At 59.5% G+C, this 16,894-nt stretch carries 19 protein-coding genes; 7 read left to right on the top strand and 12 right to left on the bottom strand.

Annotated elements, in window-relative coordinates:
* Positions 1 to 2: 2 nt before the first annotated feature.
* The 4 genes from trhO to H4W29_RS12125 form a co-directional block, all read right to left on the bottom strand.
* Positions 3 to 932, bottom strand: a complete 930-nt coding sequence (gene trhO / locus H4W29_RS12110; protein WP_192729120.1) for an oxygen-dependent tRNA uridine(34) hydroxylase TrhO — start codon at positions 930 to 932, stop codon at positions 3 to 5.
* Positions 933 to 1,002: 70 nt separating this feature from the next.
* The gene (locus H4W29_RS12115; protein WP_192729121.1) at positions 1,003 to 1,479 is read right to left on the bottom strand and encodes a VOC family protein; all 477 of its coding nucleotides are present in this window, start codon (positions 1,477 to 1,479) and stop codon (positions 1,003 to 1,005) included.
* A gap of 75 nt (positions 1,480 to 1,554) precedes the next feature.
* Complete coding sequence (locus tag H4W29_RS12120; RefSeq protein ID WP_192729122.1) at positions 1,555 to 2,463, bottom strand: CHAD domain-containing protein; 909 nt, start codon at positions 2,461 to 2,463, stop codon at positions 1,555 to 1,557.
* Positions 2,441 to 2,929 (bottom strand): CYTH domain-containing protein, encoded by a 489-nt coding sequence (locus H4W29_RS12125; protein ID WP_192729123.1) that lies wholly within the window; start codon positions 2,927 to 2,929, stop codon positions 2,441 to 2,443. Before H4W29_RS12125 ends, H4W29_RS12120 begins: the two co-directional genes overlap by 23 nt.
* Before the next feature lie 151 nt (positions 2,930 to 3,080).
* On the opposite strand from H4W29_RS12125, the gene H4W29_RS12130 reads away from it, so the two are divergent.
* The 3 genes from H4W29_RS12130 (at position 3,081) to H4W29_RS12140 (ending at position 4,860) form a co-directional block, all read left to right on the top strand.
* Positions 3,081 to 3,719 carry a 2-dehydro-3-deoxy-phosphogluconate aldolase gene (locus tag H4W29_RS12130; protein ID WP_192729124.1) on the top strand — a complete coding sequence of 213 codons (639 nt, stop codon included), beginning with the start codon at positions 3,081 to 3,083 and terminating at the stop codon, positions 3,717 to 3,719.
* Positions 3,720 to 3,848: 129 nt separating this feature from the next.
* Positions 3,849 to 4,568, top strand: coding sequence for a tellurite resistance TerB family protein (locus tag H4W29_RS12135; protein ID WP_192729125.1), 720 nt, complete (start codon positions 3,849 to 3,851; stop codon positions 4,566 to 4,568).
* An 85-nt stretch (positions 4,569 to 4,653) separates the two neighbouring features.
* Entirely contained in the window at positions 4,654 to 4,860 is a 207-nt protein-coding gene (locus H4W29_RS12140) for a hypothetical protein (RefSeq protein WP_192729126.1), read from the top strand.
* Between the two features lie 3 nt (positions 4,861 to 4,863).
* On the opposite strand, the gene H4W29_RS12145 is transcribed toward H4W29_RS12140, so the two are convergent.
* From H4W29_RS12145 to H4W29_RS12155, 3 genes are all read right to left on the bottom strand, one after another.
* A complete protein-coding gene (locus H4W29_RS12145) occupies positions 4,864 to 5,934 on the bottom strand; it encodes a nickel/cobalt transporter (protein ID WP_192729127.1) in 1,071 nt (356 codons plus the stop codon).
* Positions 5,928 to 6,569, bottom strand: a complete 642-nt coding sequence (locus tag H4W29_RS12150; RefSeq protein ID WP_192729128.1) for a DUF1007 family protein — start codon at positions 6,567 to 6,569, stop codon at positions 5,928 to 5,930. Before H4W29_RS12150 ends, H4W29_RS12145 begins: the two co-directional genes overlap by 7 nt.
* A 99-nt stretch (positions 6,570 to 6,668) precedes the next feature.
* Entirely contained in the window at positions 6,669 to 7,562 is an 894-nt protein-coding gene (locus H4W29_RS12155; protein WP_192729129.1) for a LysR family transcriptional regulator, read from the bottom strand.
* A gap of 525 nt (positions 7,563 to 8,087) precedes the next feature.
* On the opposite strand from H4W29_RS12155, the gene odc2 reads away from it, so the two are divergent.
* Together odc2 and H4W29_RS12165 are read left to right on the top strand one after the other, a co-directional pair.
* Positions 8,088 to 9,221 carry an ornithine/lysine decarboxylase gene (gene odc2 / locus H4W29_RS12160; RefSeq protein WP_192729130.1) on the top strand — a complete coding sequence of 378 codons (1,134 nt, stop codon included), beginning with the start codon at positions 8,088 to 8,090 and terminating at the stop codon, positions 9,219 to 9,221.
* A gap of 96 nt (positions 9,222 to 9,317) precedes the next feature.
* Positions 9,318 to 9,908 (top strand): GNAT family N-acetyltransferase, encoded by a 591-nt coding sequence (locus tag H4W29_RS12165; protein WP_192729131.1) that lies wholly within the window; start codon positions 9,318 to 9,320, stop codon positions 9,906 to 9,908.
* A 63-nt stretch (positions 9,909 to 9,971) separates the two neighbouring features.
* Here the strand turns inward: H4W29_RS12165 and H4W29_RS12170 are convergent, their stop codons facing one another.
* Complete coding sequence (locus H4W29_RS12170; RefSeq protein WP_192729132.1) at positions 9,972 to 10,937, bottom strand: NAD-dependent epimerase/dehydratase family protein; 966 nt, start codon at positions 10,935 to 10,937, stop codon at positions 9,972 to 9,974.
* Between the two features lie 300 nt (positions 10,938 to 11,237).
* Here H4W29_RS12170 and H4W29_RS12175 point away from each other — a divergent pair, with 300 nt between their 5' ends.
* Positions 11,238 to 12,395, top strand: a complete 1,158-nt coding sequence (locus H4W29_RS12175; protein ID WP_192729133.1) for a GGDEF domain-containing protein — start codon at positions 11,238 to 11,240, stop codon at positions 12,393 to 12,395.
* 15 nt (positions 12,396 to 12,410) lie between these two features.
* On the opposite strand, the gene cysE is transcribed toward H4W29_RS12175, so the two are convergent.
* The 4 genes from cysE to H4W29_RS12195 all read right to left on the bottom strand — a co-directional run bounded on the left by cysE (position 12,411) and on the right by H4W29_RS12195 (position 16,253).
* A complete protein-coding gene (gene cysE / locus H4W29_RS12180) occupies positions 12,411 to 13,229 on the bottom strand; it encodes a serine O-acetyltransferase (RefSeq protein WP_192729134.1) in 819 nt (272 codons plus the stop codon).
* Between the two features lie 10 nt (positions 13,230 to 13,239).
* The gene (locus tag H4W29_RS12185) at positions 13,240 to 14,229 is read right to left on the bottom strand and encodes a WD40 repeat domain-containing protein (protein WP_192729135.1); all 990 of its coding nucleotides are present in this window, start codon (positions 14,227 to 14,229) and stop codon (positions 13,240 to 13,242) included.
* Positions 14,229 to 15,320 carry a CobW family GTP-binding protein gene (locus H4W29_RS12190; RefSeq protein WP_192729136.1) on the bottom strand — a complete coding sequence of 364 codons (1,092 nt, stop codon included), beginning with the start codon at positions 15,318 to 15,320 and terminating at the stop codon, positions 14,229 to 14,231. The genes H4W29_RS12185 and H4W29_RS12190 overlap by 1 nt, the downstream gene beginning before the upstream one ends.
* 141 nt (positions 15,321 to 15,461) lie before the next feature.
* The gene (locus H4W29_RS12195; RefSeq protein WP_192729137.1) at positions 15,462 to 16,253 is read right to left on the bottom strand and encodes a creatininase family protein; all 792 of its coding nucleotides are present in this window, start codon (positions 16,251 to 16,253) and stop codon (positions 15,462 to 15,464) included.
* Between the two features lie 84 nt (positions 16,254 to 16,337).
* Between H4W29_RS12195 and H4W29_RS12200 the strand changes: the two genes are divergently transcribed.
* Positions 16,338 to 16,847, top strand: coding sequence for a MarR family winged helix-turn-helix transcriptional regulator (locus tag H4W29_RS12200; protein WP_007817440.1), 510 nt, complete (start codon positions 16,338 to 16,340; stop codon positions 16,845 to 16,847).
* Positions 16,848 to 16,894: the final 47 nt, after the last annotated feature.

Below are 16,894 nucleotides of genomic sequence, written 5' to 3' on the forward strand. Positions count from 1 at the left end.
CTTTATGTACCTATATGCTTCTGGCCGCGCTTTTTGGCGAGTGCGATCTGATGCTGACGCTGGCGATAGCGCAGCCGGTCTTCTTCGCTACGGGTGTGATAGCAGTTGCTGCAGGAAACGCCTTCCTCGTAATAAGGTGAGGTGACTTCTTCTGCCGTGATCGGGTTGCGGCATGCGTGGCAGAGCTTGTGCTCGCCTTCCTTCAGACCATGTTCGACGGAAACACGCTCGTCGAAAACGAAGCAGGCACCATCCCACAGGCTTTCTTCCTGGGGCACTTCCTCCAGATATTTCAGGATGCCGCCCTTGAGGTGATAGACCTCTTCGAAGCCCTGTTCCTTCATGAAGGCCGTCGCCTTCTCGCAGCGGATACCGCCGGTGCAGTACATGGCGATCTTCGGCTTGTTGTGCAGGCCGGGATTGTTGCGCACCCAATCCGGAAACTCACGGAAGGTCTTGGTCTTGGGGTCAACTGCGCCGCGGAAGGTGCCGATTGCCGTCTCGTAGTCGTTGCGGGTGTCGATGACGATCGTATCGGGATCGGAGATCAGGGCATTCCAGTCGCTTGGAGCGATATAGGTTCCAACCACCTTGTTGGGGTCGATATTCTCGACGCCCATGGTGACGATTTCCTTTTTGAGCTTCACCTTCATGCGCAGGAAAGGCATCTTGGAAGCGTGGCTTTCCTTATGCTCGAGCGTGGCGAATTCCGGCTGGGTGCGCAGGAAGGCGAGCACGGTCCGGATGCCGGCATCCGGACCTGCAATCGTACCGTTGATGCCTTCATGGGCCAGAAGCAGCGTGCCCTTCACGCCATTCTCCTCGCACAGCGCCTGCAACGGCGCCTGCAGGCTCTCGAAGTGCGGCAGGGATACGAAATGATAGAGCGCTGCCACCAGGAAGGGGCTTGTGTGGGTCGCATTGTCGGTCATGCGCGTGGAAATACAGAATATGCCGTCCCTGCGCAATGACATTACGCAAGGACGGCATACGGGATTGTGCCTATCCGCGCGCCTTCCATTCGGCATGGGACCGCATGCCAAACGCAGCATCCGGCTCTCCGTCGAGTACGCTCAGGAATTCGATCGAATGTCCATCGGGATCGTTGAAATAGAGCGACAGCGCCGGCACCCAGCCAATGACGATCGGTTCGGTGATCGGCTCGCCGTGAAAGCCATGCAGCTTCAGGCCTTTGTGGATCAACAGCGCCGGCGCTCGCATCATTTCTTCCTGCGACAGGCGGAACGCCATGTGCAGGCGCATCTTCAAGGGGCCGGTGCCGGTCTCCCAAAGGCCGAGCATGGCGTTCTTTTTGCCGTTCACCCAGAAGAAGGCAATGCGACGCTCGGGAAATTCGGCGGCGAGCTCCAGGCCGAGAATATCGCGGTAGAAAGGAATGGAGATCTTCAGATCGGCGACGGTAAGATGGGTTTCATAGATGCCCTGAATCTGGGGCGTCGTGGCATTGTCTGCAGACATATTTTCCTCGATCGGTTCATTGACCGGGCCGAGGCTAGGATCTCAAGTAAAGTTGAGGTCAATAGATCAAATGCGTCAATTGCCGATAGACAGCCAAAGCAGTTCCAGACGCTGCGCCTCATCGTCAGGATGATCGCCATAGAGCGTTTCGGCATCTCGTAACGCTTCGCGCCGGTCCTCCTGCTGGCGGAAGATGATGGCATCCAGCAGATGGGCGAGATCATCGTTGCTGGTAAAGAGTTGCGGCTCTGCCTCCACGAGACCTGAAAGCACCGAGAGATCGTTGATATGCCCGAGCCGTTCGACGAGGTCCTTGGCGAAATCACGCTTGGCCTTCATCGCGCTCGGCCAGAGATCGCGCAGAAGCGCGTGATAGAGACGATAGTCGTAGGTGCGCTTGCGCAATTCGTGAAAGTTTTCGGCTGCCGCATCTTCATGACAGGCATCAAGCGCCTCCCTGGCGCGCGATGCCGTCCGGTGCCAACTCTTTGCCAGCATGCGGGCATTCTTGCGATGGCTCTTGTCGAAGGCGACGTCCTCAAGCGCTGCGATCGCTTCCCGCAGCGTGGCGGCGGTATCATGCAGCCGCTGTTCGAGGTCACTTTCTGCTTCCGCCATCCAATCGCGGCGCGATTCCAAAATGGAGACGATGCGGCCGAGCGCCTCTGCCTCTTCAGTGTTGCGAGCATTCTCCTGCAGGTAACGACCAGTGCCAACGATTGCTGCGACATCGCGGATGGCCGAGAGCGACTTTGCGGTGTCCCTCAGCCGTGCATTCTCTTGCTTCTGGAAATCCGGCACTTCGCGGGATACGAGGCGATAGAGCGAACGCAGCCGCTTCATGTTCTTGCGGAAAGCGTGGATCGCTTCATGCGCACCTTCCGGCCGCTCTTTCAGAACAGTGATGGCACGCGTAAGCTGCTCCTCGGCTGCGCTTCGGAACTCGTTAGTAAAGTCGGCTTCAGGCCGTATGCGATAGCCCATGCCTGTCGTACTCGAATTCTGTGGCAAGCGCCTGATTGGAATAGCGGAAATCGCCAGTGACCTCGCGGCCGAGCCAGGCAGGTAAGGGAGGACTGTCAGTTTCGGCCCCCATCTCAACTTCGGCGATTATGAGGCCACGATGGGCGCCGGCAAAGACATCGACTTCCCAGACGAAACCTTCATAGGGGACGCGGTAACGGGTCTTTTCGATAACGATGCCGATGGCGTTTCCCAGCAGTTCCTCGGCGTCCGAGACAGGGATCTCGTATTCGAATTCATCGCGGGTGAGGGTGCCGCGGCCTATTTTCATCGTCAGCCGCGCGGTCTTCTCATCAAGGATACGAATCCGCACGGAGCGATCGTCCATCGAGGCGACATAGCCCTGTTTCAGGACCGATTTGGACGCTACGGCAGAGCGCCATGCTTCACCGCGTACGAGGAACTTCCGTTCGATCTCTTTCGCCATGCGAATGAACCTTTTGTGACGATCGTGGCACGCTACCCTAATTTACAATGATTTAATACCCGTCTTGTCGCACGGGCTGGTTTTATCTCGACAAGCCGTCATGAGGGCGCTATTCGAAAGCCGATTTCAATCGTTTAAGGGAACCGTGGCCATGGGCGAGAAGACAGAAAAACTCCTTTCCATCCTGAAACTCCAGCCCGTCGTTCCAGTCCTGATCGTTGAGGACGCGAAATCGGCCGTCCTGCTCGCGAGAGCGCTCGTTGCAGGCGGTCTGAGGGCCATCGAGATCACCATGCGCACCCCGGCCGCCCTCGATGCGGTGCGCGCGGTCGCCGCTGAAGTGGAAGGCGCGGAAGTCGGCGCCGGCACCATCCTCAACGCCGCCCATTGGGAAGCCGCCGTGCAGGCAGGCTCCAAGTTCATCGTCAGCCCGGGCACGACCCAGGAGCTTCTGGATGCGGCAGCCGATTCCCCGGTGCCGCTGCTGCCGGGTGCTGCGACCGCAAGCGAGGTCATGGCGTTGCGCGAAGAAGGCTATCAGGTGCTGAAGTTCTTCCCGGCCGAACAGGCTGGTGGTGTTGCCTATCTCAAGGCGCTTTCATCGCCGCTTGCTGGCACGTTCTTCTGCCCGACCGGCGGCATCTCGCTGAAGAATGCCAATGACTATCTGTCGCTGCCGAACGTCATCTGCGTCGGCGGTTCCTGGGTCGCACCGAAGGAGCTGGTGGCTGCCGGCGACTGGGCAGGCATTACCAAGCTTGCCTCCGAAGCGTTCGCGCTGAAGGGCTGATCTGTCGAAGCTGCCGGGTTTTGAAAGCTGACAGGTTGAACGAGGGTGGCCGTGCCGCCCTCGTTTGTATTTCGGCAGTCGCAAACCTATGTTCTTCTCCAGCCTTTAAAACAGGGAGAAGACGAGGACATGTTCGACGCGAAGAAACTACTCGACCAGTTTCTGGGATCGCAGATACCGGGTGTAGGCGGCAGCGTACGTGACCGGACCGGCGACGCGATCCAGATGGCGAAAGATAATCCGTTGAAGACCGGTGCGCTCGCTGCCGTGCTTCTCGGTACCAAGACCGGCCGCAGCATCGCAGGCAATGCCATTACCATTGGCGGTCTCGCAGCTATCGCAGGCCTCGGCTATCAGGCCTGGAAGAATTATCAGGCTGGACAGGCGCCTGCAGCACCTTCCAATGCGCCGACGGCGAACAATCCCGTTCTCCTGCCTCCGCCTGCCGAATCCGGCTTCGGTACAGCTTCGCCAGCGACCAGCAATGAATTCGTGCTCGTCCTCATCCGCGCCATGATCGCTGCCGCCAAAGCCGACGGCCATATCGACGACGCGGAGCGCGGCCTCATTATGGACAAGGTCAAGGCCGCCGATGTCAGCGGCGAGGCTGCGAGCTTCATCGAGCGCGAACTTTCGGAACCGACGGATATTGATGCGCTTGTCGCAGCCGCGGTGACCGAGGAGCAGAAGGTTGAACTCTACACGGCCTCGCGTCTGACGATCGAGCCGGATTCAAGGGCCGAACGCGGTTATCTCGATCTACTTGCAGGACGGCTCGGTTTGCCCGATCAACTGGTCGATCACATCGAAGCGACGGTCTCCTCCGCCAAGGTCACTCTGTCTCAGTAATCCTGGGACCCCGGCGATATCGGGCCAGTTGCCTTTGCGGAGCGGCTGGCCTATCCCACTCCCGGACAAGAGGAGTGACCTATCCATGAGCCCGGAAAGCCGTTCGCAGGCGATCGCCGCCGCTATCATTCTGTTTTCTGCCGGGCTGGTGATCTATTTCCTACCGACCATCGTGCTGTGGATCGGCAGTTTCTCGCCGACATTGGCTGTTATCGTCGGCGTCTGCCTGATGATGTGTTTCTTCGGTATATTCTGGCTGCGGGCGCGCTATCAGCGCAGCAGAAAGCCCTGAAGCCTATCCCTGCAGGGAGGCTCCGAGCAGCAATACACCCATCAAGATTACAAGAATTGCACCTGATATCTCGATCGTATTGCCGATCCAGACGGAGGCGGACGAGCCGCGGCCGGAGAGGCGCACCGCCGTGCTCTTGGCGGTGACGGCGAGCGTGGCAAGAATTGCAACGGTAATGGCGGTACCCAGTGACATGGCGACGACCGAGAGTACGCCGCCGAGATAAAGCCCGTTCAGCAGCGAGAAGGTCATGACCAGCAGTGCACCGGAGCAGGGACGTAGGCCCACGGCGATCACCGCCGACCACGCCTCACGCACGCTGAACTTGTCGCCACTGACCAGCGAGGGATCGGGCAGGTGTGAATTGCCGCAGGTCTCGCAGACCATGCCGGGCACATAGGTATGGCCGGGGTCCACGGCCTGCGCCTTGCCGTTGAAGCTGAAACTGGCGCTCTGGCGTTCAGCGGCATTGTCCTTCCAGTCCAGCATCATGCTGACAGGCCCGGCCGGTGTTGCCATCAGCCGACGGCGTGGCAGGCTGCCGGCCATCGAGCGCAGCTTGCGGAAGAGCAGCCAGCCACCGAAGAGGATGACCATCACGAAGCTTGCGATTTCCATGGCCTGTGTTGCCATGGTCAGCGTGATGCCGGTGCCGCGCAGCACCAGCCACGCGCCGCCGACGAGCACGACGGCCATGACGCCCTGGACGAAGGCCGAGATGAAGGAGATGACGACACCACGTCGAAGCTCGACTTCGTTGGCGATCATGTAGGACGAGATGACAGCCTTGCCGTGGCCCGGGCCGGCAGCATGAAAGACGCCATAGGCAAAAGAAAGACCGATCAGCGAGGATAGTTGCCAGGGGTCTTCGCGCATGGCTTTCAGCGCGCCGGTCAACGCGCGATAGAAGGCTTGCTGCTCGTAGTTCACATACAGGAAAAGAGGTGCCAGCGGCCCGCCTGTCGGCTGAAAGCTCGGCTCAGCCGTGCCGATGCCGAGCGGCGATTGCGCATGGGCAGTGACGGCCATGACAGCGAGCGCAAGCAGGGCGAGGGGCAGGCGTTTTATCAGCATGTGACCTCCAGCCGCGTGGCAAAGAGTTTCGACATATTGGTGCCGGTCGGATCGTTGAAGAAAGCGTCGGTCAGCGACTGCTTGTTTTCCGAGATTACCTGGTCTGCGTCCGGGCGCACGACTGCGTGTTTGCAGGCCTTGAAGCCGTCGCCGACCATGGCGAGTTCGGTGTCGGTCGGGAAGTCGATCGAGGTGTAGAGTGTCGGATCATAGACGCCGAAGGTCAGCTTGCCCTTCAGCGGCATCTTTTCGATCGGTTTGACCGCAAAAAACATCAGAAGCTGACCTTCCTTGTAGTCGACATGAATGACGTCGGGCTTTTGGACGGTGATGTTCTTCCCGTTGATCGTCAGGTTCATGTAGTAATCGTAGTCGGCAAGCGAATCCCGGACCGTCTTGCCGACCTCGGCAAGTTCGTTCGGCTCCAGCTTCAGATCGGTGTTCTTGTCGAAATCCATGACGACCGAGGAGGAGAAGACCTCGTCGAAACGCCAGACATTGCGCAGTTCCTGAATGCTGCCGTCAGGTGCTGCGACGACCTCCAGCCGCGCTTCCACGAAGATATGCGGATGGGCGAAGGCGGTGGCGGGTGCGAGCGAAAGAAGCCCAGCCGTCAGAAGTGTCGATCTTTTCATGCTTACCCGCTGCCCTGTTCGGTTGGGGTGATTTCTCACCAGAAAATGGGACGGAATTGGGACCGCCCCTGCGACGCTTGGGCGCGCATCCCGCTTGCTTCAGGGATGTTTCTTGAACCAGTTGTGGAGGTAGTCCACGAAGATCCTGACCTTTGCCGGCAGATAGCGGCGGTGCGGATAGACGGCATAAATGCCGCGATCGGTCGGAATATAGTCGTTGAACAGCGTCACCAGCCTGCCGTCCTCGATCGGTTTGCGCGCGATGAAATCTGGGATCAGCGCAATGCCAATTCCTGAGAGCGCGGCGCGCAGCGTCGCGTGCGGGCTATTGACCTCCATCGGGCCGGAAACGGCGACCGCAAAGGAGGTGCTGTCGGGATTGTAGAAGCGGATGCTCGCCTGGTTGCGGGAGTTGGTATCGACGATGAAGGGCACGTTGGAGATATCGCTCGGGTGCTCGATATTGGGGTAGCGTTCGAGGAATTCCGGCGTGGCGCAGATGTGGACGCGGAAATCGGAGATCTTGCGAGCGATCATACCGGAATCTTCGAGTTTGGTGACGCGGACCGCGACGTCGAAGCCTTCCTCGATCAGGTCGACGAAACGGTCGTCGGCGGCAATTTCCAGCTGCAGATCGGGATTTTCCTTGGCGAAATCGATCAGCGACTGGCCGACATCGGCATCGACGAAGGTGCGGGGCACTGAGACCTTCAGACGACCCTTCAGCTGCGCATTGTTTTCGCGCACGAGATCTGCGAGGTTGTCGATCTCCTTGAGGATGTCGGACGCCGTGCGATAGTAGGTGTGCCCAGCCTCGGTCATCGAGAATTGCCGGGTGGTGCGATTGAGCAGTAGAGCGCCGAGCTCATCCTCCAGTTCACGCACGTATTTCGAGAGCAGCGCCTTGGAGCGGCCGGTGCGCCGCGCAGCAGCGGAAAAACCTTCCGCTTCGACCACATCGATGAAGGCGCGTATGCGGGTCAGCGTGTCCATGATTCCTCCGATCTGTTTCAGAATGTTGAACAAATCTGGCTGTCGTGTTCAATTTATTTTTTGGGGCGTCATCAAAAATTCTCTTGATTATGTCGGCAAATATTCTTATTTCCCACTCAGCCCAAAGTCGCACGTGCCCATGGGTGTCCGCCGAACCCTCGAATTGGTGAGGAAATCGGTAAGGTACCTGGAATTAACCCCTCCAGTCGCTATTCCGGCCAACCGGAAAATGCGAGGACGCCTGAAGCAACGACGGTGCGGGCCTTTTTGTTCTCTCCCTGCTTTCCATCAGCGGGGGTTACTGAAGAGGCACACCTTCATTGCCGGAAGTGCGGCAGGGATATTCCCTCCAATCCATGGCAGACAAAGCCGAACCTATACCGCTTTTGCGGCGTTGGTTCACTATCCGCGCATCAAGCGCCGTCAAGGATCCGGGGTCTCCACCGGCTGGTTCCTGAGCGGTTCTTGCATGCCCTTTGTCCTCCGGTTCCTGCCGGAGCTCTGGAATTGGAAGAGGGAATCGATATGACCACCCAGCGCATCCGCGACTTTCTCGCAACCCGACGTCCCGACGGTCCCTGCCTCGTGGTCGACCTCGACGTCATCAGAGACAATTTCCATGCCTTCCGTCACGCCATGCCGGACAGCGCAATCTACTATGCCGTCAAGGCCAACCCGGCCCCGGAAGTCCTGAAGCTGCTCGCAGGCCTCGGCTCCAATTTCGATTGCGCGTCCGTCGCAGAAATCGAAATGGCGCTCGAAGCCGGTGCGACTGCGGCCCGCATTTCCTACGGCAACACGATTAAGAAGGAACGCGATGTCGCTCGTGCCCACGCACTCGGCGTCAGTCTCTTTGCCGTCGATAGCCACGAAGAAGTCGAGAAGATTTCCCGTGCAGCTCCGGGTGCTCGCGTATTCTGCCGCGTCCTGACGGATGGCGAAGGTGCTGAATGGCCGCTGTCGCGCAAGTTCGGCTGCGTTCCGCAGATGGCCGTCGACGTTCTGGTCTACGCTCATCAGCTCGGCCTGCAGTCCTACGGCGTCTCGTTCCACGTCGGTTCGCAGATGACCAAGGTCGATGCCTGGGATTCGGCTCTGGCCGATGCCAAGCGCGTCTTTGTTCAGCTTGCCAAGCAGGGCATCCACCTGCAGATGGTCAACATGGGCGGCGGCTTCCCGACCAAGTACCTGCGCGACGTTCCGTCCGCAGAAGCTTACGGCAAGTCGATCTACCAGGCGCTGCGCACGCATTTCGGCAACCAGATCCCGCAGACGATCATCGAGCCGGGCCGCGGCATGGTCGGCAATGCAGGCGTCATCAAGGCTGAAGTCGTGCTGATTTCCAAGAAGTCGGACAATGATGACGCCCGCTGGGTCTTCCTCGACATCGGCAAGTTCGGCGGTCTCGCCGAAACCATGGACGAGGCCATCCGTTACCCGATCCGCACCGAGCGCGACGGCGACGAGATGGAGCCCTGCGTGATCGCCGGTCCGACCTGCGACTCGGCCGACGTGCTGTATGAAAAGAACCTCTACCCGCTGCCGCTGACGCTGACGATCGGTGACGAGGTTATGATCGAAGGCACCGGCGCCTACACGACGACCTATTCGGCAGTCGCTTTCAACGGCTTCGAGCCGCTGAAGGCCTACGTTATCTAAGGTCTTGTTTCCGCCAGCCCCGTAACCAGCCGGGGCGGCAAATTCACAATTCTCCGAAGTCACCGCTGATAACGGTATTGGGTACGGGAGGCCAAGATGGCCGCTGTTCTTGATTCTGTCCGCGCATTCTTTGCGCCTGTTACTTTCACCATCGACGTAGAAAATCCGTCCGACGTCGTCGCTCGCGAAACCCTGCTCGATCGCGTCATGGGTCCGGATCGCCGCAAGAAGTCATCCGAGATGATCCGTCGTAACCGACTGCCGGCCGAAGGCCTGGCGCTGGTCGCGCGCGACCGCGACGGCCATGTGATCGGCACGGTGCGCCTGTGGAATGTTGAAGCCGGCATCAACTACGAGGGCACGCCGCTCGACGCGCTGCTGCTCGGTCCGCTCGCAATCGACGGCAAGCATGGCGGCAAGGGCATCGGCTCTGCGCTGATGCGCGCGGCGATCCTCGAAGCAAAGAAGCGCGGCCACGGTGCAATCCTGCTCGTCGGCGATGCGGACTATTACGAGCGTTTCGGCTTTTTTGCCGAGAAGGCTCGTCACCTTGTCATGCCCGGCCCCTTCGAACGCTCGCGCTTTCTGGCGCTTGAGCTCGTCGAGGGCTGGCTTGGCGGCGCGGCCGGCATGATCGTCCCCTCGGGGCGCATGCTGGCCGGCGCGCCGGTCCGGAAGGCGGCCTGACCGGTCAGAGCCCCTCCCATTCCGTGGGAGGGGCTTTTTTGTTTCAAGGCTATCTTTGATGGTTCAAGGCGCCTTTGCCTCGACGCGGCCATTCTCTATGAGCCAGCGGACGGCTTCCTGCACGGCTTGCAGCGAGCTGTGCCGCGGCGTGAAACCAAGCAGCCGGCGGGCCTTTTCCATCGAACAGTTGGGGCTGCGGGCAATGTGCTCCCAGGTGGCTTTTGCCTCCTCGGGGTTCTGCTGTTGCGCCCAGGCGTCATAGGGAAGAAATTCCAGCTTCGCTTCCTTGCCGAACCAGGCGGCCATTGCTTCGGCATAACCCCGCAACGTCACCGCCTTTTCCGAAACGGCATGGAAAGCTTCGCCGATCGCCGCTTCAGGTTTTGCGATAGCAGCCATGAAGAGTTCGGCAATGTCGTCGGCATGGACGTGATGCACCGTTTCCATGCCAAAATTCGGCAGAGCCAAGGTTTCGCCACGCGCCAGCACGGTGAAAACATGGGGATTGAAGTGACCGGCCGGGTTCAGTGGATTCCAGCCGGGGCCGACGATATGGCCGGGATGGATAAGGGTTACCGGGAAATTCTTTTCCCGCGCAATCCTGAGCAGATAGGCTTCAATCGCGGCTTTGTTCACGCCGTAGTCACCGAAAGGCTTCTTCGGCGCCTCTTCAGGTGTCGGCACTACGGTGGAAAAACCGTGCGTCCAGATCGTGCCGGTATGAAGAAAATGGCTGACATGGCCCTCGAGGGCGGTCACGAGATGTTCGTTGCTATCAGGCGTGAAGCAGATCATGTCAATGACGATCTCGCCTTCCAGCGCCCGGATCTCATCCCCGAAGCGACCTTCGGCCTCGAGTGCCGAGCGATCCATACGTCTGGTGTCGACGCGCCTCCATGCGTCATGCGTCTTATAGGGCGCGGCCGCGCCGCGGCTGATCGCCACCACCTCATGGCCGGCCTCGACGAGGCGGGGTACGAGATAGGTGCCGACATGTCCTGTTGCTCCGATGACGATCACGCGGGCCATGTAGTCTCCTCCAGATACGCGTTTGGGCTTGTGCTGTGTACTATGTCGTTTCGCTTCGCGGGACTGCAAGTGGCCAGTACCCGGATCATAAAGTTTCACGTCCGCGTGAATCGCCGAGCGGGCCTTCCGCCTGTAACGGCTATCGGGATTTGCTGCACGGCCCGCTGACTGAGATCATCGGCAAGGTACGCGCCGCCTGACGCAAAAAACTGGCGGTCGCTAAATTTTTAGCGAAGCGTCCAATCAAACTGCAAATCGCTTCCTGTAGGGTCCGCGGCATGGGACTTCGGGACAGGCTCGATGCTGCTGGATCTGCGGACAATTTATTTCATCGTTGCAGTGAGCTGCGTTGTTCTGAGCGCTCTCCAGTTCGCTGCCTATGCGACCGGCCGTTTCGAACGCTGGCCGCTCTGGTGGGGCGCCAGCAACCTGCTCATCGGCATCGGTTCCCTTCTCGTCGCGCTGCGCAATCTCGTTCCCTACTATATCTCCATCGACGCGGGTAATGTGCTGACCATTGTCGGCTACATGCTGATGCTCTTTGCCGTCCGCGCCTTTGCGGGACATCCTCCCGACCGGCGCTATATCTGGCTCGTGATAATCTGCGGCAGCATGCCTGTGGCGCTTTTCATCAGCGATCCCGCAGCGATATCCGAGCGTCTCCTTTATGTCTCGGTGATCTGCTGTCTCTGCGATGTCACCATCGCCAGGGAAGCAGCGGGCATTCTCCGCCGCGAGAAACTTTATTCGGCGGCCCTTCTTCTGGGGCTTTACGTCGTCACCGCGGCGATCTTCGCGGTTCGCAGCTTCCTCGCCGCAACCGGAGACATCGGCGGGCCGGATCCCTTCGGCGGCAGCATAATCCATAGCTGGATGGCGGTATCGGCCGTGGCCTTCATCATGCTTCGCAGCATGGCAATGGTGCTGATGGCGGCCGAACGCAGCCGGAACCAGCTCATCCAGCTTGCACATCACGATCCCCTGACCGGAGCGCTCAACCGCGGCGGCCTTGCCCAGCACGTGCCGTTGCTTGCCGGCCAGCCGGTATCGCTTCTCATCATCGATATCGACAATTTCAAGCAATTGAATGACCAGCATGGTCATGCCGCCGGCGACGAGGTCCTGCGACTTTTCTCCAAAATATCGAAGGGCATCATACGCTCCTGCGACCTGCTTGCCCGGCAAGGCGGGGATGAATTCCTGGCTGTGCTCAAGAATGTCGGTCGGGACGAAGCGATAGAGATCGCAAACCGCATTCGCCTTTCCTTTGCAGCAGCCGTCATGCAGATGCCAGATCTGGCAATCTTCCCGACACTCAGCATCGGCGTTTCCACACGTACGGAAGGGAACGGGGACTTCGAGCGGCTCATGCAGAAGGCGGATGAGGCGCTTTACCGTTCGAAACGCCAAGGCCGCGACCGGGTCGAAGCAGCAGGGGAAAACCAGCAGGCCGCTTGAGCCGGTCCATCCCTTCTAGATGTTCTGATCCATCGTTTCGGCCGGGATTTCATCATTGCGATGAATACGCACGACAGCCGCCGGAACGCCGGCGACAGTGCAATGAGCCGGCACCGGCTTCAGGACAACACTGCCGGCGGCGATCTTGCTGAAAGCGCCGATCTCGATATTGCCGAGGATCTTTGCTCCGGCGCCGATCATCACGCCGTGGCGGATCTTCGGGTGGCGATCACCTGTCTCCTTGCCCGTACCGCCGAGCGTAACGTTCTGCAGGATGGAGACTTCATCTTCGATGACGGCCGTCTCGCCGATCACGATGCCCGACCCATGGTCGAGCATGATGGAGGAGCCGATCCGAGCAGCCGGATGGATATCCGGGCCGAAGACCAGCGAGGCGAGATTGGAAAGCCAGCTTGCAATCTCAACACGGCCAGCCATCCAGAGCGCATGGGCAACACGGTGTGTCTGAAGGGCATGGAAGCCCTTCAGGTTCAACAATGCGTGCAGATAGGTGGTGCAGGCGGGATCTCGTTCACGCACGGCCAGAAGATCGGCTTCGATGGCGGCCCCGATATCGGGGTGTTCCCGCAATATGCCGTAAAACAGCCGGAACAGGTCTTCGGCGGCGACACCGGCCACCGAAAGACGCGCGGAGATTACATGTGCGGTGATGGCCGCCTCGTTTTCCGCGTCGATGACCTCTGTCGAAAGCAGCTTACGAAGCGTGGGCTCGCGATCCGCCAGGTCGATAGCTTCGGCACGGATGGTGGACCACGGAGAACCCATGCTACCTCCCGCCCGCTCTTCTGGTGCTGCTATCTTTGTCATCGGCATCCGCTTTTCCTCAGGCCGCAATATCTACTACACCGCAATCACCGGTCTCGGAAGCAAAGGCGAGCAGCTTGCCGTCCTTGCTCCAGCTCATACCGGTGATGGCGCCCTTGCCGGGGCGGCGCAGCAGGGCTTCCTTGCTGTCGGCGAGGCGAACGGCAAGGATCATGCCGTCGATGAAGCCAATGGCGAGTATATCCTCGACCGGGTGGAATTTCACTGCGGTTGCCATGATGTTGGCGCGGGTGCCGAGCTCCAGCGGCGCCTTGCCCATCGGGCCGTCCTTGCCCTGGAAGGGCCAGACGATGGCGGCCGGCGCACCGGAGGAGGCAAGCCACTTGCCCTTGGCGGACCAGGAGAGCGACTTTACCTTGGCCGGATAGCCGGTCATGCGCATGTGGCGGGCTTCGGTGCCCGACTTGACGTCGAGCTTCCAGCCGTGCAGCGCGTTTTCCTGCATGGATGTCACGAGGAAATTGCCGTCGGGCGAGAAGGTGACGCCGGTATGGGCGCCCTTCCATTCGAGATCAACAGGCTTGGCGCTTGTGCCGACCCAATGCAGCGATACACCGTTATAACGGGCGGCTGCGATGCGCAGGCCCTTGGGCGCGAAGGCGATGCCTTCGACCGTGCGCTCTTCGGGAAATTCCTTCGTTGTGCCATCGGTGAGGCGCACGAGCGTGCTCTTGCCGTAGGAATAAGCGATCGCACCCTGCGGGCCGGCGGCGACTTGCGAAATCCATTTGCGCGGAGCCGAGGCAATTTCGCTGACGCTTCCGTCAGCGGCAATGCGCAGCACCTTGCCATCCTCGCCGCCCGAAATCAGGCTTTCGCTGTAGGGATCGCGGATCGCTGTCAGCATGCCCTGATGGGCTTCGATGACCTTGTCGCCGCCATCGAGCCGGTGAAAGGTACCGTCGGCATTCGCGAAGAAGGGGACATCACCTAAAAATTCGACGGCCAGAACGTGGCCGTCGAGATCAAGCGGTGCAACTGTTGGCATCAGGCCGTCGCCTCGCATGCCTTGAAGGTTTCTTCGAGCTTGGTGCGATCAAGATCACGACCGATGAAGACGAGACGGCTCTCATGCTTTTCGCCATCCTTCCACGGACGCTGGTGATCGCCTTCGATGATCATATGCACGCCCTGGACGACATAGCGCTCGGCATCATCCTTGAAGGCGATGATGCCCTTGAGGCGCAGGATATTCGGGCCTTGTGTCTGGGTGATCTTCTGGATCCAGGGGAAGAAGCGCTCCGGGTTCATCTCGCCGCCGCGCAACGAAACGGACTGCACCGTTATGTCATGGATGGCCGACATCTCACCATGATGATGGTGGTGATGGTCGTGGTCATGATCGTGATGATGGTGGTCGTGACCATGGTGATCATGATCACAGTCCGGGCCGCAGACATGATCGTCATGGCCGTGCTCGAGGAAGTGCGGATCGTTTTCCAGCGCGCGCTCGAGATTGAAGGCGCCCTGGTCCAGAACGCGGGCGAGGTCAACGCTGGAACGGCTCGTCTTGTAGACGCGGGCAGCCGGGTTGATGGCGTTCACGATGTCTTCGATCTGCGCGAGCTCTTCCGGGGTTACCAGGTCTGTCTTGTTGATGATGACGACGTCGGCGAAGGCGATCTGGTCTTCGGCTTCGCGGCTGTCCTTGAGACGCAGCGGCAGGTGCTTGGCATCGACGAGGGCGACGACGGCATCGAGCTCGGTCTTGGCGCGGACGTCGTCATCCATGAAGAAGGTCTGGGCAACCGGTACCGGGTCGGCAAGACCGGTGGTTTCGACGATGATGCCGTCGAAGCGGCCGGGACGGCGCATCAGGCCTTCGACGACACGGATCAGGTCGCCGCGGACCGTGCAGCACACACAGCCATTGTTCATTTCGTAGATTTCTTCGTCGGATTCGACGATCAGGTCGTTGTCGATGCCGATCTCGCCGAACTCGTTGACGATGACTGCATATTTCTTGCCGTGGTTTTCGGAAAGGATGCGGTTGAGCAGCGTCGTCTTGCCGGCACCGAGATAACCGGTTAGCACGGTGACGGGGATGGGCTTCTGCTGTGTCTGGATCGCGTCGGTCATGAGAACCTCGAAAGTAGGATTGACCCCGAGGGCAAAGTGCGGGGCCTGAATGGGTCGGTTTCATATAGGCGCTTGGAAGCGGCAGTTCAAAGGGTTTTGTATGTTATAAGATCACATTGCTTTCTATGCAAAGCCGCGCCTTCATCGCAGTGTTTCTGCGTCGAAGGCATCGACATCCTGCAGCAGTTCCACCAATCCGCCGACGGCATGGGCTATCAGCGTCTCACCCTTTTTTGCAGTCGCCTTTTTCGCATTGCCTGCAACGCCTTGCGGGTTGAGGTCGGACATCTTCCAGCCGAAGGCATGCGGGCCATAAGCACGCAGGTGCTTGAAGCGCCGGGTGAACTCTGTCTGGCTGGAAGGGAAATCGGCAGCTTTCTCCATATCCACCCTGTCCGGATAGAGCGCCAGCATGACGGATGTTTCGATATCTCCGCCATGAATGTCTACAGCCTTTTCATCCGGCAAGATCACATCTTCCGGCAGGCCGAAGCGGGTCCAGCTGGTGGCGACCGCCAGCATATTGAAGCGCACGCGTGCTTCCGTGGCGACGATGGTCATCAACGGCGAGTTGCCGCCGTGGGCATTCAGCATCACGAATTTGCGGATACCGAGCTTCGAGAGGTTTTCAGCGATATCGAGCCAGCGCTTTACGGCTGTATCAAAAGAGAGCGTCTTCGTTCCTTCAACATCCATGTGCTCTAAGGAGTAGCCGACCGATTCGATGGGGAGTACGGTGACGGGCAAACCGGCCGGCAGGGCGGTTTTCAGCCTGTTGACGATGCCCTGCGCGATCAATGTGTCGGTTTCGAAGGGCAGATGAGGACCGTGCTGTTCATGTGCGCCGAGTGGCAGAACCGCAATCCAGCCGCGGCGTGCCTCTGGAGCAAGTGCGGGATCATTGTCCTCGAAACGGAACGACGGAACCAACATCGGGCGTTGCCTCTTGTTTATGACGAGATGATGGGCAATGTCATAACGCAGCCTGGGCAGTGCTTAAAGATCAAAGGGATGGCAATGGGCAAGAAGCATAAGGACGGCAAGAAGCATAAGAAAAAGAAGGACCAGACCGAGTATACGCTTGTCGATCTTTCGCCGGCTCTGACGCAGGCTGCCCGCTCCATGCGTACGGTCCTGTCGCGCAATCTTCTCGAAAGCGGTCTCTATGCCGGCCAGGACGGCGTCATCATTTCCCTTTCCGAAAGTGACGGCATGACGGCCGGCGGGCTTGCCCAGAAGCTCGGCGTGAAGGCGCCCACCATGACCCGCACCATCGGCCGCATGGAGGCGCAGGGCTTTGTCGAACGCAAGCCCGACGCCGAAGATGCTCGCCTTACCAAGGTCTATCTCACTGAACTCGGTCGCGGCAGCGTACAGGCAATCGAGCTTGCGGCTTCCTCCTGCGACAAGCTCGCGACGCTCGATTTCTCCGAAAAGGAGATCCGCAATCTGGTGCGACTGCTGAAGGCGATCGATGCCAATCTGCAGGCGGAGGCCATACATGTCGACGAAGATGAGGAAGATTGAAATTTTCCTCAAAACGCGAATTGCCTGCGCCGCTTAAATCTTTTAAT

Source organism: Rhizobium viscosum (genome assembly GCF_014873945.1).
Classification (GTDB): domain Bacteria; phylum Pseudomonadota; class Alphaproteobacteria; order Rhizobiales; family Rhizobiaceae; genus Rhizobium; species Rhizobium viscosum.